Source organism: Clostridium pascui (genome assembly GCF_016908015.1).
Taxonomy (GTDB): Bacteria; Bacillota; Clostridia; order Clostridiales; family Clostridiaceae; genus Clostridium_AK; species Clostridium_AK pascui.
In genome coordinates this window covers 1-22,512 of record NZ_JAFBDB010000002.1, presented here as the reverse complement: position 1 = coordinate 22,512, position 22,512 = coordinate 1, and the positions used below count along the sequence as shown (strand labels likewise).

Sequence of the window (22,512 nt, the reverse complement as noted above, 5' to 3'; positions counted from 1 at the left end):
CTAGATATTTGTGCTACAAGTTAAATTATACCTTACAAGCATTTTCATAGTCAAGGAATTTACTCAACTTTTGCGAATTTTTTGAAGTTTTTCCAGAACATTTTTATCTATTCGCTCTTCTAAAGTCATTTTTTCTCTTATAGAACTTTTTTCTATGTTGGTACTTATTCTTTTTTCTACACTTTTCACTTCATGATAAAATTCCAAGGAGGACATTCTAATTGCCCCCCTTTGGAATATTAGTTGTTGTTCCAATGCATCTGATGTTACTACAAAAACCTCTATTTTTCTTCCTACATTATTTACTATTCTTTCAATAAAGCTATCTGCCGTTTCATTTTCTTTAGTAAATACCACAACTAAATTTTCTCCGTACTTTTCCCTTTTTTCAATACTTCTCTCTACCATATGTGCATCAAAGACTAAAAAAATCTTGTATCCATTAAAAGAAGCATAATTCTGTAATGTTTCTATAAGCTTCTCTCTAGCAGATTCTAAACTATAATCTTTTATTTTTTTCAAATTTGGCCAACTATTTATTACATTATACCCATCTACAAATACATTTCTCACTTTTTCTCTCTAACCAATCGTTGCTTTAATATTTCATACATCAATATTCCCCCCGCCACAGAAGCGTTTAGAGAATTAACTCTTCCAAGCATAGGGATTTTTATCAATACATCACATTTTTCTTGAGTCAATTTAGACATACCCTTGCCCTCACTGCCAATTATAAGCGCTATGCTTCCTTCTAAATTAGCTTCATAGCAATATTGCTCTCCTTTAATGTCAGCACCATATACCCAAATTCCATTTTCCTTTAATTGATCTATTGCACTATTTATATTAGGCACCTTTGCAATCTTCATATGTTCCACAGCTCCTGCTGAAGATTTGTATACAGTTGGTGTTACACCAACACTTCTTCTCTTCGAAATGATTATGCCATGTACTCCAGACACCTCTGCAGTTCTTATGATTGCACCGAAATTATGAGGATCTTCTATTTCATCTAAAATAACTATAAAAGGTTTTTCTCCTTTTTCCTTAGCATGATTTAGTATATCTACTACATCACAATATTTATAGGGTGTTTTATATGCTATTACCCCTTGGTGACTTCCCGTTTCTGAAATCGAATCCAGTTTTTTTCTATCCACTTCTTTTACTACTACCTTTTTTTCACGTGCCAATGAAAGTATCAAATTAATGGAACCTTTGGTATCTCCTTTAGCTACTAACACCTGCTCTATAGTAGTATCTGTCTTTAACGCCTCTATTACTGCATTTCTTCCTTCTAATATATTTTCACTCATAATTGATCCCTCTTTTTATCTTAAAGTTCTTCTTTATATTTTTTTCTCACTGATTCTATATTGCCACAACTCATTTTTCCTTCTGGGCAAGTATTATTTATACAGGAAGGTCCGCTATATTTAAATAAAATAGGTGCTACCTTTTTAACCTCTACTAACATAGCATCCGCTAAGTTTCTAATTTCCCATTGCGCTCTATTACAGCATCTGTGTCTAAAAAAATTCATTAAGCTTCTTGCATTCATAGTAAATACTATTTTAGTTTCACAAGCATTTGGAAATACATATCTAGCATCTTCTATAGCTTTTTTTTCAGCTGAACTTTTCTGAATACCTTGGCCTAAATATCCCTTTTCTAAAAGCTTAACTATTTCATTATAAGCGCCTTGACTGTCTTCCATGGATTTTTGGAATAATATTTTAGCTTTCTCATTGTTAGCTATTTCCGGTGGAATTATATATTCAAATTGATCAAGCTTCACATATCTCTGGCTTTGCTGTGAATATGATGCTATTCTATGTCTAACTAATTGATGAGATAAACTTCTCGATATTCCTTCTACTGCGAAAGTAAATGAAACATGCTCTATTGGTGATTCATGTCCATAGGACATAAGCATATTTAAAAACTTTTCTATTTTATCTTTGTCTAAATTAGTTTCTATTTCATCTACACCAACAGAACTATAGCATAATTTTGCAGCTTCAGCTATAACTCTCTCTGGATTTGGTGTATATTCTAATAATCTTACTTTCAACAATTTCGCTTCCCCCTAAACTTACCTATCCTGACTATTATTTTGTTTATAAACATCAAGTACTCTATTTAATACATATTTTAGTCTATCGCCTTGTTCGGTTAAATATAAATATCCAATAAAACTTTCAAACCCTGTAGCCATCCTATAATCCTGAACATCAGCATTTTTAGGGACTGTAGCTGATTTAGTGTTCCTTCCTCTTTTAAAAATAGAAAATTCCTCTTCAGTTAGTTCATCAATTATATTTTTTACAAACTCGCTCTGAGCTTGAGCTTTCACAAATTCTACAGCCCTTTTATGAAGTTTGTGTACATGCATATCTCTATAATTATCTACTAAATACGCTCTTACAAACACCTCATAAATAGCATCCCCCACAAAAGCTAATACAAGAGGATTTAAATATTTAGCTTCTGCAGGAGTAAATCTATTTTCTAGAAAAGACATTTCCATTATTATTCTTCCTTATTTCTTAAAATTTTAATCTACTTTCTTCCATCTAACTCCTTGAGGAGTATCTTCAAGAACTATTCCTCTTGATTTTAAACTATCTCTTATTTCATCTGATAATGCCCAATTTTTTTGTTTTCTTGCCTCTTGTCTTTTTTCTATTAGCTCTTCTATTTCCTTTTCTAGAGTTGTTTTTGTAGTCTTTTGAAGTACTCCTAAAGGACTTCCAAGTTCTCTTATAAGACTTAAGCAATAATTTACTAACTCTTTAGATGATTCAGTAGTTATATTTGTATTCATATCTCTTATCATGTCAAATATAACAGATATTCCATCTGCGGTATTAAAATCATCATCCATCTTTTCTATATATTTATCTTTATATTCACTTAAATGTTTTAAGTATTCTCTTTCACTGTCACTTGCAACCTCAACCTTTACTTCCTCTAAAAGATTTTCTAAATTTGATATAGCGTTATACAATCTTTCTATTGCAGCCTTAGAAGCTTCTAGAGATTCTTCGGAAAAGTTAAGCTGAGTTCTATAATGCCCGGATAACATGAATAATCTAACTACATCTGGTTCATATTTATCTAATATTTCTCTTGCTGTAAAAAAATTATTAAGTGATTTAGACATCTTCTCATTATTAACATTTAAAAACGCTGAATGCATCCAGTATTTTGCAAAGGCTTTCCCTGTTCTGCATTCACTTTGTGCTATTTCATTTTCATGATGCGGGAATATAAGATCATGGCCACCTGCATGAATATCTATGGTTTCTCCTAATAGCTTATGAGCCATACAAGAACACTCTATATGCCATCCTGGTCTTCCCATTCCCCATGGACTTTCCCAACCAGGCTCGTCAGGCTTTTGTTTCTTCCAAATAGCAAAATCCATTGGATCATTTTTTCTCTCATCGATATTAATTCTTGCTCCTGCTTGTAAATCGTCTAAATTTTGACCAGATAGCTTCCCATATTCTTTAAAACTTTTAGTATTAAAATAAACATCTCCGTTTATTTCATATGCATATCCCTTATCAATTAAATCTTTTACAAAATTAATTATTTCATCAATAAACTCTGTTGCACGTGGATTTATAGTAGCTCTTTCAATATTTAATGCATCTGCATCTTTATAATATTCCTCTATAAATCTATCTCCTAGTTCTTTTACAGTAATATTTTCTTCATTTGCTCTTTTTATCATCTTATCGTCTATATCTGTAAAATTTTGTACAAAGTTAACTTTATATCCTCTATATTCAAAATACCTTCTTACTGTATCAAATACTATAAAGGTTCTTCCATTTCCTATATGAAAAAAGTTGTATACAGTTGGACCACATACATACATATTCACAATCCCCGATTGTAAAGGAACAAATTCTTCTTTTTTTCTAGTTAATGTATTAAATACTTTCATACCCATTGCCTCCTCCATAAAACTTTTTCTATATCCGTGTACACCTATTAATAAATCTTGCTATATTACTAAGCCTATAATCTTATACCCTTCTTTTCAAACTCTGCTTTTATCTTGTTATAAATATCTCCTAATTCTATAACTTCTACATCACTTGAGTCTCTTAATTTAAATTCTATTTTACCTTCTTGTATCTTTTTACCTACAGTAATTCTCATAGGAATACCAATTAAATCTGCATCCTTAAACTTTACTCCAGCTCTTTCATTTCTATCATCTAAAAGAACTTCTACTCCCATAGACTTAAGCTTATTATAAATTTCTTCTGCAGTTTTAACCTGAGCATCATCTTTCATCACTGCTGGAATTACCATCACCTGGTAAGGTGCTATAGATAATGGCCATACTATTCCATTTTCATCATGGTTTTGCTCTATAACAGTTGCCATCGTTCTATTTATACCTATACCATAGCATCCCATTACAAGAGGCTTATTTTCACCATTTTCATCTTGGAAGTTAGCCCCCATTGTTTCCGAATATTTTGTTCCTAATTTAAAAATATGTCCTACTTCTACGCCTCTTGCCACAGTTAAGCTTTCGCCACATTTTGGACACTTATCACCTTCTACAACTCTTCTAAAGTCTCCTACTTTTCCTTCAAAATCTCTTCCATAATTAGCATTTATATAATGATAACCTGTGTCATTAGCACCTATAATAAAATTATACATTTTGCTAATTTCTTCATCAACTAGCAAAGTATCTACCTTTATTCCTAGAGGTCCTGCAAATCCTATTTCTGCAGATGTAGCTTCTCTAACCACTTTTTCATCTGCCATTTCAAAAGAAACTGCCCCTCCTAAAGCATTTATTATCTTAACTTCATTTGCTTCTCTATCTCCTCTTACCATTACCGCTACTACTTTATCATCTATCTTATAAATAAGTGTTTTTGCGAACTTCTCAGGAGTAGTTTTAAAGAACTCAACTAACTGATCAATTGTTTTTATATTTGATGTAGCTTCCTTTGTAATTGGCTTTAAATCTTCAGTTTCTGAACTTGCTGCCGTAGATGGAGCCTTTTCTACATTTGCAGCATATTCACAAGCTGTACAAAATGCTATCTCATCTTCACCTATTTCTGATTTAACCATAAATTCAGCGGAACCTGAACCACCCATAGCTCCTGAATCAGCTTCTACAGATTGACAGCTTAAGCCACATCTTTTAAATATATTATAATATGTTTCATACATGGTATTATATGATTTATCTAGTGCCTCATAGTCCTTATCAAAACTATATGCATCTTTCATTATAAATTCTCTAGATCTCATAACACCAAATCTTGGCCTTCTCTCATCTCTATACTTTGTTTGTATTTGATAGAGATTTAAAGGTAACTGTTTATAAGATTTTATTTCATTTCTTGCTATATCTGTAAATACTTCCTCATGAGTTGGTCCTAGGCAAAATTCTCTTTCATTTCTATCCTTTAGTTTAAACATTTCAGGGCCAAAGACTTCCCATCTTCCTGACTCCTTCCAAAGTTCTGAAGGAAGAATTGCTGATGCCAAAAATTCCTGTGCACCTGCCTTATCCATTTCATCTCTAACTATATCTTCTATCTTCTTAATAACTCTTAAGCCTAAAGGCATAAAATTATAAATTCCTGAAGCCATTTTTCTCATCATTCCAGCCCTTAACATTAGCTGATGACTTACTATTTCAGCTTCCGCTGGAACTTCCCTTAAAGTGCTGATAAGCATGTTAGATAATCTCATATAAATTCCTCCTATATAATTAAAATATATATTAAATTCATTATTTAGATACAAAAAATATGCCCGCCCCTCTTAGGGCGAACATACGCGGTACCACCTAACTTTTCACTCACTTTTGATAACGGTTATCACCGGTAGTTTTATACTACAGCTCCGAAGCAGGTTCAAAACAGTGAACACCTTTCAGCCTAGGGTCTTCTCTCTGTAGTTTGTTTTTACTATTCTTCATCATAGCATAATATTAATTTCACTATATCTATACTATAGTAAAAGACATTTTTCTGTCAAGACCTTGCTTGTTTCTTTAATTTTCTCCTAATAAACTTTTCGCTATTAGTAAATCTTCTGGAGTTGTTATTTTAATATTTCTATAGTCCCCAGAGTACAGATATACACGGTGTCCAAAATATTCCACTACTGAAGTATCATCGGTAAAACTATCCTTAAGTTTCTGAATCCCTTCATGACATTTATAAATCATATCATATTTAAAACATTGAGGAGTTTGTAAACATGCTAAGGTGTCTCTATTTAATGTTTTCTTAGAAAACCCATTTTCATCTCTTATTTTTATAGTATCCTTTGGCGAAACGCTACAACAACTAGCCCCATATAGGCTTGCAAATTTTATTCCCCGTGTTATAACATCACTGCTTACAAATGGCCTGGCTCCATCATGTATTAGCACAATTTCAGAATTTTCTACAGCCCTTAATCCATTAAATACAGAGTCTCTTCTTTCAGCTCCTCCTGCTACAATATGAGTAACTTTACTAAACTTATATTTTTGCACTATCTCCCTCTTACAATAATCAACCTCTTCAGGAGCAGCTACTAATACTATACTTTCTATATCTTCATGTAATTGAAAAACGTTTAGTGTATAGTAGATTACAGGCCTTTCATTTATCTCTATAAATTGCTTGTTTATACCAGCGTTTATCCTTTTCCCTTTTCCCCCTGCCACTATTACAGCACAAGCTTTACACATATCCAGCCCTCTTTCATAACCCTTTATTCAAAGTTCTCCTTTTGTTTTGCAAATATCATTCTACCTGCTGCAGTTTGAAGTACCGAAGTTACTGTAACATCTACAATTTCTCCAATGTGCTTTTTCCCACCTTCTACTACAATCATTGTTCCATCATCTAAGTAAGCTACTCCCTGATTGGATTCTTTACCATCCTTAACTATTTGAATTCTCATTTCTTCACCTGGAAGTACCACTGGTTTTATGGCATTTGCCAGTTCATTAATATTTAATACAGGCACTCCTTGAAATTCAGCTACTTTATTTAAATTATAGTCATTAGTTATTACCTTACCACTTAGAACTTGTGCAAGTTTCAAAAGTTTGCTATCAACTTCTGCTATATCCGGAAAGTCCTTTTCATAAATTTGCACGTCAATATTTAATTCCTTTTGGATTTTATTTAGAACATCCAGACCTCTTCTACCCCTATTCCTCTTTAATCCATCTGAAGAATCTGCAATATGTCTTAATTCTTCTAAAACAAAATTAGGTATCACAAGCGTTCCCTCTATAAATCCTGTTTGACACAAATCAAATATTCTACCGTCAATTATGACTGAAGTATCTAAAATTTTAGGGTCAGCTTTATATCCCTTACCCTTTTTATCCTTAGTTCCAGAACCAGCTTTTCTTAGTCCTGAAAACAAATTCATTATATCATCTCTTTTTCTAAGACCTATATTAGCCCCCAAGGCACCCATTATAACAGCTACTACAACTGCTAAAGGCACTCCAAGTACTGGCACACGAGCTAATAAATTTACAAATAGCGAAGATATAGCAAGACCTAAAATAGCTCCTAATGTTCCAGAGATAACCTCATTTGCCGGAAGCCTTTGGATACTCTTTTCTACATAATCCATGATTTTTATAATTATAAAAGTTATCCATGGGGAAATTATAAATAATATGAATCCGAATGATAAAGTTGATAATATTAAGAATAATACCGTTTTAATTGGACTATTTTGAAAATGATTAAGTTGCACAAGTAAATTGGATTTCAATAAGGACTCGCCAATAAAGTATCCAAATAAAAGACCTATAATTGTAAATAATCCTCTTAATATTTTTTTTAACATTTCTTCACCTCCTAAAATAATTATTAACATAATTTACAAATTAAATTCAGTCATTTCTAATATATCTTAATAATTAGCAATTTTCAATAATTACTGTATAATTTAATTATTTATTTACCAATTTTTATTTATTTTCACCCCCTATTAAGTTTATTAATTTTACTTTATCATATATATATAAATAATTTATGGAGATAAGCTATAAATTTTCTTATTTCCAATTATCTATTTAGTTAGGCTTGTTAATCTTATTTGTTAGGAGTTGACTAAAATGAAAGATTTGATTTATGACAGTTTTCAAAATGTAGTTGATGAATCTCTATTAAGACATAAAAGTATATTGGATATACTTACAAAGTTACAGGAATCCGAATGTAGAATTAATAGAGCCGTAGCAAAATCTGTTACTAATTGCGGCTGCATAGAAATTTGCGGAAAAAAGCAGGAGCTTCCAAATGATAATACTGATATTGAGGATATGAGTCATCTTTTAAAAACTCATTTAGAAGGTGCCTTATGTGATAATTGTAGAGATATAATCGAGCGCGAAATAGGAAATAACCTATTTTATCTAACTTCATTATGTAACATATTGGACTTAAACTTATATGACATCTTATTAAAAGAACATAATAAAATAGGCACTTTAGGTAAATATTCATTAAGATAAGGAAGTAAGTAAATATCCTAAGTAAAGGATATTTACTTACTTTTTGCTAGCTATCTATAAGGAATTTGTCTATCTATCATAATCTGTTCTCTTAATCTTCTAAGTCCATTTTTTATGGCCTTTGCTCTAGCCTCCCCTATTCCTTCTACTTTATCCAATTGATCATAGGAAGCTTCCATTACTGCTTTAAGTTCTTGGAAATTCTTCACTAAATTTTCTATTACATTAGCTGGTATTCTAGGAATCTTATTAAGCATTCTATATCCTCTTGGAGATATAAGTGTATCTACTAAAGGAACTCCTACATATCCTAAGAACTTTGATATAATATCTAAATTAAGTAAATCCTCAGATGACATATTTTGAACTTGCTTATATACTTCCGTATAATCCATATAGCTTTCACAATAGTCTCTTATAAGGAATATTTCATCTTGTTCTACAGACTTAATTAATTCATTAAGTTGCATAGAAATCAATCTACCCTCATTACCTAGTTCACAAATATATCTTTCTATTTCAATTACTATCCTCATTACCATTTCCATTCTTTGTATGGCTGTCATCACATCAAATAATGTCACTAAATCTTGAAATTCTAAAGTATTTAAATTATTTACCACTCTATCTAATACAGATACATACTTCTCTAAGGTTTGTAGTGCTTGATTAGCTCTACCTAAAATTACACTGCTATCTCTTAGCACATATTTTATACTTCCTTTATAAACAGTAATTATGTTTCTTCTCTGAGAAATAGCTATAACAATACTTCCTGTTTGCTTAGCCATTCTATCCGCTGTTCTATGTCTAGTTCCCGTTTCAAAGGTTGGTATATTGGAATCCGGCATTAATTGAGCATTTGCCTTAATAATTTTTTTCAAATCAGTGCTTATAACTATTGCTCCGTCCATTTTTGCTAGTTCATATACATAGGAGGGACTATACTCCGAGCTAATGGTAAAGCCTCCATCCACTAGCCCCAAAATCTGTTCACTATCTCCTAGAACTATTAATCCACCTGTTTTTGCTCTTAAAATATTTTCTAATCCTTCTCTTAGAAAAGTACCTGGAGCCATTATTTTTAAAATACTCATAAGTTCCTTATCTTTTTCAAATCTCACTTTACTCACACCCTATGTTTTAAAATACTTTGCTTATCACTTCTTTTAATGTAGAAACCCCTATTACGTTAATTCCTTCTGTATTTATCCTATCTTTGTTACGTAATGGAACTATAAAATTACTAAATCCCATTTTAACAGCTTCATTTATTATTCTTTCTGAAAATGAAACAGGTCTTACTTCACCAGTTAATCCGATTTCCCCGATAATTGCAAGCTTTTCTAAATTGACAGCATTATTCTTGGCACTGGAAATTAGCGCTAGAGCAATGCCTAAGTCACCAGATGTGCCCTCAATATTTAATCCTCCAACGACATTCACATATACATCAGATGTATAAAATGGAATCTTTAACTTTTTCTCCAAAACAGCTAAAATAAGATTAAGTCTTGTATTATCTACTCCTACTGCAGTTCTCCTAGGCATATATGCTTTTGTTTCACTTACTAGTGCCTGAACTTCTACTAAAATAGGTCTGGTTCCTTCCATAATACCTATCACTACTGAACCTTCCTTTTGAAACTGAATATCCTCTAAAAATGCCTCAGATGGATTCGAAATTTCTGCTAATCCTTCTTCCTTCATCTCAAAAACTCCGATTTCGCTAGTAGTTCCAAATCTATTTTTCATTGTTCTAAGTATCCTAAATTCTTGAGTCCTTTCTCCCTCAAAACTTAATACAGTATCTACCATATGTTCTAATACCTTTGGTCCTGCTAATGCTCCTTGCTTAGTCACATGAGCTACTATAAAAAATGGAATATTTTTAGTTTTCCCTATACGCATTATTTCGTTTGAACTTTCCTTTACTTGAGATACCGTTCCAGGTGCTGAAGTAATTTGTGGGTTAAATAAAGTTTGAATAGAATCTATAATTATAAAAATAGGAGATATATTTTCTATATGATTCTTAATTGTCTCCACATTTGTTTCAGACACCACATATAAGTCTTTTGATAATGTATCAAGTCTCTCTCCCCTCATCTTAATCTGTTCTTCAGATTCCTCCCCAGATATATATAAAACCTTGCCATATCTATTAGATATTTCATTTGCAGCCTGCAAAAGCAAAGTAGATTTTCCTATACCAGGGTCTCCAGATATTAATGTGAGAGAACCTTTAACTATTCCTCCACCCAATACACGATTAAGTTCATTAATTCCAGTATTCATTCTCTCATACTGAATAGACTTAATATCTAATATACTTTGTGGATTAGTTTTCTTTTCACTTGTAAGTCCTATTGAAGCTGTCTTACTTACCGAAGTCTTTATCTCCTCAATCATACTGTTCCAGCTATCACAGTCAGGACACTTTCCTAACCATTTAGGAGATTCATATCCACATTTTTGACATACAAACACGGCTTTTATTTTTGCCATATAATCAACTCCCAATATTCTGTACAAATAACTATTATACAATATTATTACAAAGTTTTGTTAATAATAAACAAGGAAGTTTTATTATTCATAAAACTTCCTTGTTTATTGCTATTATCGCTTTACAAAATCTAGTTTATCATCTTTTACTGTAACAAGTATATCTTCATTCTTCTTAATATTTCCTCTTAATATTTCTTCTGAGAGTTTGTCTTCTACGGTTTTAGTTATTGCCCTTCTAAGAGGCCTTGCACCATATACTTGATCAAACCCTTCTTTAGCTAGAAGCAATTCTGCTTCTCTATCAAATTTTATATTTATGCCTTGTTCATTTAATCTTTCGCTTACAGTTCTAAGCATCAATCCTACTATTTTTTGTAAATCTTCTTGTTCCAATTGATGAAATACAATTATATCATCTATTCTATTTAAAAATTCTGGTCTGAAAGATCGTCTTAATTCTTCCATAACATTTTCCTTCATTTTTTCATATTGATCTTCACTTTCATTAGAAGCAACAGAAAATCCTAATGATTTTTGCTTTTTAATAGTAGATGCACCTACATTAGAAGTCATAATTATAAGTGTATTTTTAAAATCTACTGTTTTACCTTTACCATCAGTTAATCTTCCATCTTCTAATATCTGTAGTAATATGTTAAACACCTCAGGATGTGCCTTTTCTATTTCATCAAATAAAACTACAGAATACGGATTTCTTCTAACCTTTTCAGTTAACTGTCCTCCCTCATCATATCCTACATATCCTGGAGGAGATCCTACTAATCTAGATACTGTATGCTTTTCCATATATTCAGACATATCAATCCTTATCATGCTATTTTCATCTCCGAAAATAGACTCAGCTAGTGCTTTAGAAAGTTCTGTTTTGCCTACCCCAGTAGGTCCTAAAAATATAAATGAACCTATAGGTCTTTTCGGATCCTTTAGTCCTACCCTAGCTCTTCTTACCGCTCTTGCCACAGATTTAACAGCTTCGCTCTGCCCTATTACCCTATTGTGCAATATTTCTTCTAGTTTTAATAGTTTCTCAGATTCCTTTTGTGTTAGTCTTTCAGCAGGTATATTAGTCCATTTTGAAACTACAGCTGCTATTTGATCCTCTCCTACTGTTAGAGTAGATGCCTGCTTTTGTGTCTTCCAATCTGTTTTTATATTATCAAGCTTTTCTTTAATTTCTTTTTCCCTATCTCTTAACTGAGCAGCCTTTTCAAAATCCTGCACTCTTATAGCATCCTCTTTTTCTTGAGTTATAGTTTCAAGCTCTTCTTCCATCTTTTTCACGTCTGGAGGAGCTACCATATTTTCAATTCTAACCTTTGATGCAGCTTCATCTATAAGATCAATAGCTTTATCTGGTAAAAATCTATCAGTTATATATCTATCTGATAAATTTACTGCAGCGAGTATTGCATCATCTGTTATTTTTACTCTATGATGAGCTTCATATTTATCTCTTAATCCTTTTAATATAAGTATTGCTTCCTCTTTAGATGGTTCTCCTACCGTAATAGGTTGAAATCTTCTTTCTAATGCAGCATCCTTTTCTATATACTTCCTATATTCGTCTATAGTAGTTGCTCCTATGCATTGTATCTCTCCCCTAGCTAATGCAGGCTTTAATATATTTGATGCATCAATTGCACCCTCTGCTGCACCAGCTCCTACTATAGTGTGTATTTCATCAATAAATAGTATTACATTTCCCACTCGTCTTATTTCTTCCATTATTTTTTTTAGCCTATCTTCAAATTCGCCTCTATACTTTGCTCCTGCTATCATTGATGATAAATCTAACGTAACAACTCTTTTGTCCTTTAAAATTTCAGGAATATTTCCTGAAACTATCTTTTGAGATAGCCCTTCTGCTATAGCTGTTTTACCTACCCCTGGATCTCCTATTAAACAAGGGTTATTTTTAGTTCTTCTACAAAGTATTTCAAGAACTCTTTGAGTTTCCTTGTCTCTTCCTATAACAGGATCCAATTTACCCTCCCTAGCCATCTCAGTAAGATCCCTACCAAACTGATTTAAGGTTGGGGTATCTTCGTTAGTTCTCTTAGCTGAATTAATTGTAGCAGATGATTGCTCTCCAGATAAGTTTTCCAAAAGTTCTTTTCTTAACTTTTCAAAATCTACTCCCAAATTATTTAGTATTGTAAACGCAACGCCTTCTGATTCTTTAATAAGCGCTAATAAAATATGCTCTGGACATATGAAGTTATGATTTAAGTTTCTAGCTTCTAACAAACTTAATTCTAATAATCTTTTAGTACGAGGAGTAAGTGGTATCTCATTCCTGTATATATCTATATCTCCCTTTCCCTCATATTCTTCAATGAGTTCTTTTACATCATTTAAAGTTACATTCATATTATTTAATAAATTTTGTGACATACTATCTTCCCTTAAAATACCTAACAATATATGCTCCGTTCCCACATAACCATGTTGTAAGTTCTTTGCCTCTTCCTGAGCATACATAAGCACCTTTTGAGCTCTTTCAGTAAATCTTCCAAACATCATAATAATTCACCACCATTTAAAATTATTTTAACTTATCTCTTACAATTTTCGCCCTAAGTATATCTCTTTCAGAATAACTTAATTCCTTTGAAGCTATTTTATCAAGCATAGATCGCTGTGAAATTAAAAGCAATTCATTTAATGTATTCTTATCTACATCCTTAATTATGCCCATTTCTAATCCAAGTCTTACATAGGAAAGTAACTTTAGACACTCATCACCATTTAAAAGCCTTGAAAATTTTAGAACCCCTAAGGATCTATATACTTTATCTTCTAGTTGGATTAAGTGAGTATTTAAAAGCATCTCCCTAGCGCGCTTTTCTTCGCTTATTAATTGATTTACAACTAGCTTAAGATTATTTATTATTTCTTGTTCTGTTAATCCTAAAGTTACCTGATTGGAAACTTGATATAGATTACCTTCAGCCTTAGATCCTTCACCATATAATCCTCTGACCGTAATTCCAACTTGATTTAATGCATTAAAGATTTTAGAAACTTCATTATTCATAGTAAGTGCTGGCAAATGAATCATAACCGAAGCTCTTAGTGCAGTGCCTACATTAGTGGGGCATGCTGTTAAATATCCCAATTCTTCATCATAGGCATACTGTAATCTTCCCTCTAATTTATCATCTAAATCATTTGCAGCCTTATATGCTTCATCTAGATTATAGCCAGATGTAATACATTGTATTCTTAAATGATCTTCCTCATTTATCATAACACTTATAGTTTCTTCATCATTTATTATAAAAGCAGCTTTATTTTTATTAGAAATCAATCTATCGCTTATAAAATGTTTTTCTAAATAGATTCCATCATCTACAGAATTAGTTTGCCAAAGATATATAGTAGTAAAATCATCCTTATTAACATTATCATAAAGCACTTCTTCAACTTCTTTAACAATTTCTCGACCTTGTTCTTCAAATAATTTATGTGGAAAGGATTTATCCTTTAAGTTTCTCGCTAGCCTTATTCTACTACTTAAAATTATGCCATCTTCATTATAGGATGAATGTATCCAATTTTGCATCCTAATCCCTACCCTTCCTTTTCCATCTCTCTTATTAAGTCTCTGATTTCTGCTGCCTTCTCATATTCCTCAGACTCTATAGTTTTTTTAAGTTTTTCCTTTAATTCAAGTATTCTTCTTTTGTTTATTATTTCTTTACCTTGTTTACAAGGGATTTTACCTTTATGCTCTATACTTCCTTGTACTCTTTTTATTACAGGAATCGTGGAAGTCTTAAAATTTTTATAACACTCACCGCATCCTAAAAAACCATTTTCTTTAAAATCTTTATATGTGGTTCCACATTTTTCACATTTTATATTAGAACTTTTATCTAAAGAGGATGAATTATTGACCCCTTCTATTATTAATCCTATTAATTGCTGAAAGCTAAAAGGAGAGTTTACATTTATATTTCCCGGGTAAGCCATTCCTTGAAACTGCTTAGCGCACGATTCACATAAATTCAGCTCCTGTTTTACTCCATTAACTATTTTAGTTATGTGTACATAAGCTTCATTGCTTTTACATACTTCACACATCATAACTATTGCCTCCTAAAATAAAAACTTTATTCCTATTTAAAATTATTGCTTACTAAACTGATAAAACAGATAGCATATTTTTTAATAACTCTGCTCTAAATGTATTTTTATTTTCTTGTAATAAACTTAAACTTCTATCATTAATAGCCACTTTCATGATATAAGCCTCCCTCTCAGAGACTAAATTATTCTCTTGCAAATAATTTATTATTTTTATAGATTTGTCAAAGGTGATACTGTCACCTATTTGTAAATTTACAGCCTGCATAAGCCTTTTATCATGGTTAAAATCCACATGTTTAATTATTATGCAGCCTCCGCCTCCTCTTTTACTTTCTACATAATATCCTCTATCCGTAGTAAATCTGGTAGTAAGAACATAATTTATTTGAGAAGGGGCACATCTAAAATAATTAGCTAATTCATTGCGTTGAATTTGCAATTCACTTTCATCGTTATCTTGCAATAATTGTTTAATAAACTCTTCGATAATATCAGATAGCCTTGCCACGTTTGCACCCCCTGACTTTGACTTTCTTTGACCTTAATTAAATATTATAATTTTACTTACTTAAATGCAATATTCAAATAAATAAAATTATAGGTATTTATGCCCTTTATAGTAAATTAATTAATATTTTCTCTTAAAAGCTACCATTTACTCATAATTTAAGTTTTATACACCCTACTAAATAAACAAATCAAAGTTTATGTAGTATATTTATTAATCTCATAGCTTAAAAACTCACTAAACTTATTTAAATCCTCTTCTTTAAGAAAACTCCCTTGGCAATGTTTATGACCACCGCCACCCTTTCCCTGAAACTTACTTATATTTTCTTTAAAGATTTTCCCGCAATCCAACTCAAATGTTCCATCATGAGATAATATTACTTTCTTATCTTTTTCTGAAACTAATATATTTATACTATGGCTTTTTACCATAATGAATCTATTAATAATTTGAATTTCTTCAAAGGTTTCTTCGTTAAAGGTCTTAAATAAGATTAAATTATTTACTTCCCTAATTATATCTTTAGCACGAAATTCCATTAACTTTTCTTTAAGCTCTTTTACTTGCTTGGATAGTAGCTTTACCTGTAAACTTTCATTAGTTACTTTATCTAAAATTTCCTTATCAGTAGATGAATAATTTTTATTTAGAGTTGCTACAATCTTATGCTTTTGTTGATAGTCTTGAAAAGCTTTTTGTCCACATTTAAAATATATTCTAGTCATACCTTTATAATTTTCAGTCTTAATTATTTTTATTAATCCTATCTGCCCTGTGGTTCTTACATGAGTTCCACAGCAAGCTATTCGATCTATTCCTTCTATTTCAACTATTCTAATATCTTCTTGTATAGTACATTTTTTTCTTAAATTTAAGTCAGAAATCTTTTGATAATCCACAAAATAATCTATGATAGGTATATCCTTATATATATAATAATTTGCCATTTTTTCTACTTCATTTATCATATCCTCTGTAAATTTTTTGATTGAATTATCAATAGTTATATACTCATCTCCCATATGAAATCCATTATTCTCAGTACCATAGCTATCATATAATACCGCTGATAACAAATGTTCTCCTGCATGCTGCTGCATATAATAAAACCTTTTTGAAAAATCTAACTTGCATTTTACTTCTGTTTTATCAAGCTTCTCTTCCAAAACATGTACTATTTCCTTTTCTCTTTCAAATACACCTTTTACTTCTAAACCATCTATTACCCCTCTATCTTCAGGCTGCCCCCCTCCCCCTGGGAAAAATGCTGTTCTATCTAAAATTACATAAAACTTGCCATCTTCTTGAAATACTTCTTTTATGCTAGCATTCCACTCTTCAATATATGGATCAGTATAATATAATCTTTCCTCCATGATTATAATTTACACCCCTCTCCTTTATTATATAGTTTTTACTTCTTTCAAGTTTCTTAAATGTGAACTATCTGCATTCAATAGTACTTCGAATCTTTCATTTTCTGATCTCACTATTGTTAAACTTGTAGGATGAATAAATGGAGGGCTCCAAAAATCCTCTATTAATGTATTTTGGAAAAAACTCATTATAGCTTTTAATGCAATTGTATGTGTTACTATTAGGATATCCTTACCAATATTTTTATTTATAATCTCTTTTATAAATTCTTCTGCCCTCTGTCTTACATCGTAGAAGGTCTCTCCATCGTAAGGCTTATACACTTTAGGTGTATTCCAGAAATTGAATAATTCCTTACTGTAAAGTTCCTCTATTTCATCTTGAGTCAAGCCTTCCCATACTCCCATATTAATTTCTCTAAGTCTTGAATCTGTGTAAAGAGGTATATTCCTTTTACTATTGACTATATTAGCTGTGCTCAACGCTCTATTAATGGGGCTAGAATATATGACATCTAATTTAGTATCCTTTAATCTCTCCTCAAGCCACTTTGCCTGCTGAATTCCTAATTCCGTAAGCGGAGAATCGCTCCATCCCTGCATTCTTCTCTCTACATTCCATTCAGTTTGCCCATGCCTAGTTATATATATAGTAGTTGTCATAATATATTCTCCTCCCTCAAAGCAAGTGCCGCCGCTCCTATTACTCCTGAGTTAGTACTTAATTTCGCAGGAAGTATTTCACAAGAATCGGAAAGAATCTTAAAACACCTCATCTTCACTACATCTTTTACAGTACTAAAAACTACTTCGCCGGCCTTAGATACTCCTCCCCCTATTATTACAACTTCTGGATCAAAGATACTAACCAAATTTGCTATACAAATTCCTAAGTAATTTAAACTTTTATTAACTATTTCCCTACATACTTTATCACCATTTTTTGCTTCCTTAAATACCTCATATGCTGTAATATCAGAATACTTATTTAAGCTAGTTATTACTTTTTTTTCTACAGCTTGTCTTCCTTGCCTTCCTATGGATGTGCCAGAAGCTAAAACTTCAGCACATCCGTAATTTCCACAATTACATAATGGTCCTTTAGGATCTATTGTCATATGACCTACTTCTAAAGCATTACAGGTATTTCCCCTATATATATTACCATCTAATATAGCTCCTCCGCCTATACCTGTACTTACTGTAATGTATATTATATTGTTAGAACCCTTTCCTGCTCCAAATGTATGCTCTCCTATAGCTGCTACATTTGCATCATTATCTAGGTAAGTATTTATATTATATATTTCTTTTATTGGATTTATAATATTAAAATTTTTGAAGGGCAAATTGGGTGTAGTAATTATTGTTCCTTCCTTTGAATTTAGTGGACCTGGTGCACCTATGCCTATTGCCCTAATATTTTCAATTTTAACTTCAGATTTACTTAAAACTTCATATATAGTTTGAATAATTCTATTTAAAACTACATTTTCTCCCTCACTTGCTAATGTAGGAATATTAATCTGTTTAATTATATTTCCTTCGAAATCTACTATAGCCGTATTTATTTTAGTTCCTCCTAAATCTATACCTATTACAAATTCTTTGTTCATAACCCTTCCCCCAAATTTGGTAATTAATATTTATTATATCATAACTTTAATGTAATTTATTTCTTCTATTGGCTATTATATTACAATTCCAACTATCATCTCTGTTTTTATTTATTATATCAAATCCTTTATCCATCAAAATCTTACATAGTAAATCTATATCCTCACTATCATTATTCTTTATATTTATAGTAAGTCTATCATTTTCTGATGGAATATCCATATAATCATATAATACGCTATAATCTTCTAATATTATTCTATCCCTTATATCTAGCCTAAAATCTGACATAAAATAACTCCCTTCTTCTTTTCCTCCTAGTTAGCTTTTGTAAACAAAATTCAAAATATACCAATATATTTTGATAAGCATTGAATTCTTATATAATTTACTGAAATTTCACTTATTTTTTTTGCAAATTAATGTTATAATTTTCCTAACAATATTATTATATCAAAATTGAGGAGGGTACTATATGGAAAAATCATTAAAAGGAACTAAAACTGCCGAAAATTTATTAAAAGCTTTCGCTGGTGAATCACAGGCTAGAACTAGATATACATACTATGCGTCTGCAGCTAAAAAGGAAGGCTATGTTCAAATTTCTAATATATTTATGGAAACTGCTGAAAACGAAAAGGAGCATGCAAAAGTATTCTTTAAACATTTAAATAAAGATTTAAAAGGTGAAGCCGTAACTATTACTGCGGATTACCCTGTAGGTCTTGGTACTACAAAAGAAAACCTAAGCTATGCTGTTGCTGGTGAGCATGAAGAGCATTCTAAAGCATATCCTGAATTTGCTAGAATTGCAGAAGAGGAAGGATTTAAAGAAATAGCCTTAAGCTTTAGAAATATTAGTAAAGTTGAAGAAAGACATGAAGCGAGATTTGAAAAATTACTTAGCAATATAGAAAATGATACAGTATTTAAAAAAGATGAAACTGTTTTATGGAAATGTAACAATTGCGGATATATACATGAAGGCGTAGAGGCTCCTAATGTATGTCCTTCATGTAATCATCCAAAAGATTACTTCGAAGTATTTTGCGAAAACTATTAATAAAAAAAATCCGGTATATATTATATACCGGATTTTAATTTGCATTTTATAAAGCTTCCTTTTCCTTTTTTCTCTCTTCAATTATTTTAAGAGCTTCTAAGTGAGGAACTTCATCATACCTTTCAAACCTCATAATAAAGCTTCCTTTTGCTTGAGTTAGTGATCTTAAATCAGTTGCATATTTAAACATCTCAACTTGTGGAACTTCCGCTATAACCTTCTGGTTTTTACCTGACTGTTCCATACCAAGAACTCTACCTCTCTTTTTATTTAAATCTCCTATTATATCTCCCATATATTCGTCAGGTATTAATATTTCTACATGCATTACAGGTTCTAATAGTACTGGTTCAGCATCTTGAATCCCCTTCTTATATGCTAAAGAAGCTGCCATTTTAAATGCCATTTCTGATGAATCTACTGGATGGTAAGAACCGTCATGCAAAGTAGCTTTAAGTCTTATCATAGGATATCCAGCTAATACACCATGCTGTATGCATTCTCTAAGTCCTTTTTCTACTGCTGGTATATACTGCCTTGGTACTACCCCGCCTACAACTTGGTCTACAAACTCTAGTTCGTCTCCATCAAATCTTGGCTCAAATTTCACCTTCACATCTCCATACTGCCCGTGTCCACCGGATTGCTTTTTATGCTTTCCTTGTACATCAGAAATTTTTCTTATAGTTTCTCTGTAAGCAACTTTAGGCGTTTCAAGAGTTACCTCAACTCCAAACTTATTTTTCAATTTATTTGCTATGACTTCTAGGTGAGTTTCTCCTGTTCCTGAGATTATTGTTTCTGCATACTCTAAATCCCTTGAAATATTAAATGTAGGATCTTCTTCTAATAGCCTGTTCAAGCCACTAGATATCTTATCTTCATCATTTTTGGATTTAGGAATGACAGACATAGACATTGAAGGGTGCGGGAATTTTATCTCTTCAAATATTATAGGACAGCTACTATCGCATAAAGTGTCTCCTGTACTAGTATATTGAAGTTTTGCAACTGCTCCTATATCTCCAGCTATTACACTATCAGTATTGACTTGCTGCTTCCCTTTCATAAAATACAGTGAACCTAACTTTTCTTGTTTATCTTTATTACCATTGTATGCCATAATATCTGGACTTGCTTTACCTGTAATAACTCTAAACATTGATAGCTTTCCTATGAATGGATCTGCAATAGTTTTAAATATAAAAGCTGAAAATGGTCCATCTTCAGAAATCTTTACTTCTATTTCTTTATTATCTTTTACACTTTTAGCCTTTATAGCTGATATATCTTCTGGACATGGGAAGCACTCTATTATATCATCAATTAATGTCTTTACACCTTTTCCAGTTAAAGCAGATCCACACATAACAGGAGCTATTTCACCGCTAGCACATCCATTTATTAATCCTCTAAATATTTCTTCTTCGCTCAGTTCACCTTCACTGAAGTACTTATCTAAAAGCTCCTCATTTGTTTCTGCAACTGCCTCCATTATCATGTTTTTACATTCCTTAACCTTATCATATAATTCAGGTGGCACATCTGCTTCTTCTATATCATCTTTTTTAGGGTTATATATCATAGCTTTATTGGAAATAACATTCACAACTCCTTGAAATCCACTTTCCTCTCCTATTGGATATTGAATTGGAACCACCGATATACCAAATCTATCCTTCAATTCTGATAAACATTTCTGGAAATTGCTATTTTCTCTATCTAACTTATTTATATAGAATGCTCTCGAAAGATTATGCTCATTTACATATTCCCATGCTTTTTCTGTTCCTACTTGAACTCCAGATGATCCTGAAAGCACTATAAGTGCTACATCTATAGCTCTCAAACCTTCTATCATTTCTCCTACAAAGTCAAAGTATCCTGGCATATCTACTAAGTTAATTTTTATATCATCCCACTCACAATTAGCTACTGAAGTAGAAATTGATATTCTCCTTTTTCTTTCTTCCGTATCATAATCAAATATGCTACTTTCCTCATCTACTTTTCCAAATCTATCTACAGATTTAGTACGATATAATATTGCATCTGCAAGAGTTGTCTTACCTGAACCACTGTGCCCTATAATACCTAAGTTTCTCAAGTTTCTTGTTTTATACTCTTTCATAAGCAATGCCCCCTAACATACTTTTTGTCTTTGCTTTATATATTCTATTAAAGAATAAAAAATCCTTTAGAAAAAATATAATTTTCAAAATTATTTGATATTATATTTTTTTCCATACTTGATATTATTATGCAACAAACTTAAAATATATTAGTATTATAGTATTTCTATCCTAGAAAAAATAAAAAAAGCCTAAAATTACAAAATATAATGTAATTTTAGACTAATGTTATCAATCGTATATTTAACTATAAATAAAAATGGCTCCGTGGAGAGGGCTCGAACCTCCAACCCTTCGGTTAACAGCCGAATGCTCTGCCATTGAGCTACCACGGAATAAACTTATCTGGCAACGACCTACTCTCCCACCGGGCCTCCCCGGCAGTACCATTGGCGCTTTGAAGCTTAACCTTCGTGTTCGGAATGGGTACGGGTGTTACCTTCAAGCCATAATCACCAGATATTATAGAAAGAACTATGTTCTTTCAAAATCGCACAGAGTACTAAAATTCTAGATCAAGCCCTCGACCTATTAGTATCAGTCAGCTGAATGCATTACTGCACTTACACCTCTGACCTATCAACCTTGTGTTCTTCAAGGGGTCTTACTAGCTTACGCTATGGGAAATCTCATCTTGAGGTGGGCTTCACGCTTAG

Annotated in this window: 21 protein-coding genes, 1 tRNA gene and 2 rRNA genes; 2 read left to right on the top strand and 22 right to left on the bottom strand. The window is 31.7% G+C overall.

Features of this window, described 5'->3' with window-relative positions; all coding sequences use genetic code 11:
* Nucleotides 1–63 precede the first annotated feature (63 nt).
* The 8 genes from JOC70_RS05175 to JOC70_RS05140 form a co-directional block, all read right to left on the bottom strand.
* Complete coding sequence (locus JOC70_RS05175) at nt 64–573, bottom strand: NYN domain-containing protein (protein ID WP_204597860.1); 510 nt, start codon at nt 571–573, stop codon at nt 64–66.
* Entirely contained in the window at nt 570–1,319 is a 750-nt protein-coding gene (gene rlmB / locus JOC70_RS05170) for a 23S rRNA (guanosine(2251)-2'-O)-methyltransferase RlmB (RefSeq protein WP_204597859.1), read from the bottom strand. The genes JOC70_RS05175 and rlmB overlap by 4 nt, the downstream gene beginning before the upstream one ends.
* 20 nt (nt 1,320–1,339) lie before the next feature.
* A complete protein-coding gene (gene thyX / locus JOC70_RS05165; protein WP_204597858.1) occupies nt 1,340–2,080 on the bottom strand; it encodes an FAD-dependent thymidylate synthase in 741 nt (246 codons plus the stop codon).
* 18 nt (nt 2,081–2,098) lie between these two features.
* A complete protein-coding gene (locus tag JOC70_RS05160; protein ID WP_204597857.1) occupies nt 2,099–2,533 on the bottom strand; it encodes a Mini-ribonuclease 3 in 435 nt (144 codons plus the stop codon).
* A gap of 27 nt (nt 2,534–2,560) precedes the next feature.
* Nucleotides 2,561–3,961, bottom strand: coding sequence for a cysteine--tRNA ligase (gene cysS / locus JOC70_RS05155; protein WP_204597856.1), 1,401 nt, complete (start codon nt 3,959–3,961; stop codon nt 2,561–2,563).
* 74 nt (nt 3,962–4,035) lie between these two features.
* Nucleotides 4,036–5,748: a proline--tRNA ligase gene (locus JOC70_RS05150; protein WP_204597855.1), complete on the bottom strand. Its 1,713-nt coding sequence runs from the start codon at nt 5,746–5,748 to the stop codon at nt 4,036–4,038.
* 304 nt (nt 5,749–6,052) lie between these two features.
* Nucleotides 6,053–6,739, bottom strand: a complete 687-nt coding sequence (gene ispD / locus JOC70_RS05145; protein WP_204597854.1) for a 2-C-methyl-D-erythritol 4-phosphate cytidylyltransferase — start codon at nt 6,737–6,739, stop codon at nt 6,053–6,055.
* 23 nt (nt 6,740–6,762) lie between these two features.
* Complete coding sequence (locus JOC70_RS05140; RefSeq protein ID WP_204597853.1) at nt 6,763–7,863, bottom strand: PIN/TRAM domain-containing protein; 1,101 nt, start codon at nt 7,861–7,863, stop codon at nt 6,763–6,765.
* 271 nt (nt 7,864–8,134) lie between these two features.
* On the opposite strand from JOC70_RS05140, the gene JOC70_RS05135 reads away from it, so the two are divergent.
* Nucleotides 8,135–8,533, top strand: a complete 399-nt coding sequence (locus tag JOC70_RS05135; protein WP_035307058.1) for a nucleoside triphosphate pyrophosphohydrolase family protein — start codon at nt 8,135–8,137, stop codon at nt 8,531–8,533.
* Between the two features lie 50 nt (nt 8,534–8,583).
* On the opposite strand, the gene disA is transcribed toward JOC70_RS05135, so the two are convergent.
* The 10 genes from disA to JOC70_RS05085 form a co-directional block, all read right to left on the bottom strand.
* On the bottom strand, nt 8,584–9,657 hold the full coding sequence (gene disA, locus JOC70_RS05130; protein WP_204597852.1) for a DNA integrity scanning diadenylate cyclase DisA: 1,074 nt from the start codon (nt 9,655–9,657) through the stop codon (nt 8,584–8,586).
* A gap of 19 nt (nt 9,658–9,676) precedes the next feature.
* Nucleotides 9,677–11,041 (bottom strand): DNA repair protein RadA, encoded by a 1,365-nt coding sequence (radA, locus tag JOC70_RS05125; RefSeq protein ID WP_204597851.1) that lies wholly within the window; start codon nt 11,039–11,041, stop codon nt 9,677–9,679.
* A 114-nt stretch (nt 11,042–11,155) separates the two neighbouring features.
* Complete coding sequence (locus tag JOC70_RS05120) at nt 11,156–13,588, bottom strand: ATP-dependent Clp protease ATP-binding subunit (protein ID WP_204597850.1); 2,433 nt, start codon at nt 13,586–13,588, stop codon at nt 11,156–11,158.
* A gap of 22 nt (nt 13,589–13,610) precedes the next feature.
* Entirely contained in the window at nt 13,611–14,630 is a 1,020-nt protein-coding gene (locus tag JOC70_RS05115; protein WP_204597849.1) for a protein arginine kinase, read from the bottom strand.
* A gap of 8 nt (nt 14,631–14,638) precedes the next feature.
* Complete coding sequence (locus tag JOC70_RS05110) at nt 14,639–15,154, bottom strand: UvrB/UvrC motif-containing protein (RefSeq protein ID WP_204597848.1); 516 nt, start codon at nt 15,152–15,154, stop codon at nt 14,639–14,641.
* A 52-nt stretch (nt 15,155–15,206) separates the two neighbouring features.
* Nucleotides 15,207–15,665 carry a CtsR family transcriptional regulator gene (locus tag JOC70_RS05105; RefSeq protein ID WP_204597847.1) on the bottom strand — a complete coding sequence of 153 codons (459 nt, stop codon included), beginning with the start codon at nt 15,663–15,665 and terminating at the stop codon, nt 15,207–15,209.
* Nucleotides 15,666–15,862: 197 nt separating this feature from the next.
* Entirely contained in the window at nt 15,863–17,044 is a 1,182-nt protein-coding gene (locus JOC70_RS05100; RefSeq protein ID WP_204597846.1) for an alanyl-tRNA editing protein, read from the bottom strand.
* A 27-nt stretch (nt 17,045–17,071) separates the two neighbouring features.
* On the bottom strand, nt 17,072–17,707 hold the full coding sequence (locus JOC70_RS05095; protein WP_204597845.1) for a histidine phosphatase family protein: 636 nt from the start codon (nt 17,705–17,707) through the stop codon (nt 17,072–17,074).
* Nucleotides 17,704–18,660 (bottom strand): ROK family protein, encoded by a 957-nt coding sequence (locus JOC70_RS05090; protein ID WP_204597844.1) that lies wholly within the window; start codon nt 18,658–18,660, stop codon nt 17,704–17,706. The genes JOC70_RS05095 and JOC70_RS05090 overlap by 4 nt, the downstream gene beginning before the upstream one ends.
* 46 nt (nt 18,661–18,706) lie before the next feature.
* Nucleotides 18,707–18,952, bottom strand: a complete 246-nt coding sequence (locus JOC70_RS05085; RefSeq protein WP_204597843.1) for a hypothetical protein — start codon at nt 18,950–18,952, stop codon at nt 18,707–18,709.
* A 184-nt stretch (nt 18,953–19,136) separates the two neighbouring features.
* Here JOC70_RS05085 and rbr point away from each other — a divergent pair, with 184 nt between their 5' ends.
* A complete protein-coding gene (rbr, locus tag JOC70_RS05080; RefSeq protein ID WP_204597842.1) occupies nt 19,137–19,724 on the top strand; it encodes a rubrerythrin in 588 nt (195 codons plus the stop codon).
* Nucleotides 19,725–19,770: 46 nt separating this feature from the next.
* Here rbr and fusA read toward each other — a convergent pair whose 3' ends face one another.
* The 4 genes from fusA to JOC70_RS05060 all read right to left on the bottom strand — a co-directional run.
* Nucleotides 19,771–21,855: an elongation factor G gene (gene fusA / locus JOC70_RS05075; protein ID WP_204597841.1), complete on the bottom strand. Its 2,085-nt coding sequence runs from the start codon at nt 21,853–21,855 to the stop codon at nt 19,771–19,773.
* Between the two features lie 261 nt (nt 21,856–22,116).
* Nucleotides 22,117–22,191: transfer RNA gene (locus tag JOC70_RS05070), tRNA-Asn, on the bottom strand.
* A gap of 8 nt (nt 22,192–22,199) precedes the next feature.
* Nucleotides 22,200–22,316, bottom strand: a 5S ribosomal RNA gene (gene rrf, locus JOC70_RS05065).
* 51 nt (nt 22,317–22,367) lie between these two features.
* Nucleotides 22,368–22,512: ribosomal RNA gene (locus JOC70_RS05060) — 23S ribosomal RNA — on the bottom strand; the annotation flags it as partial.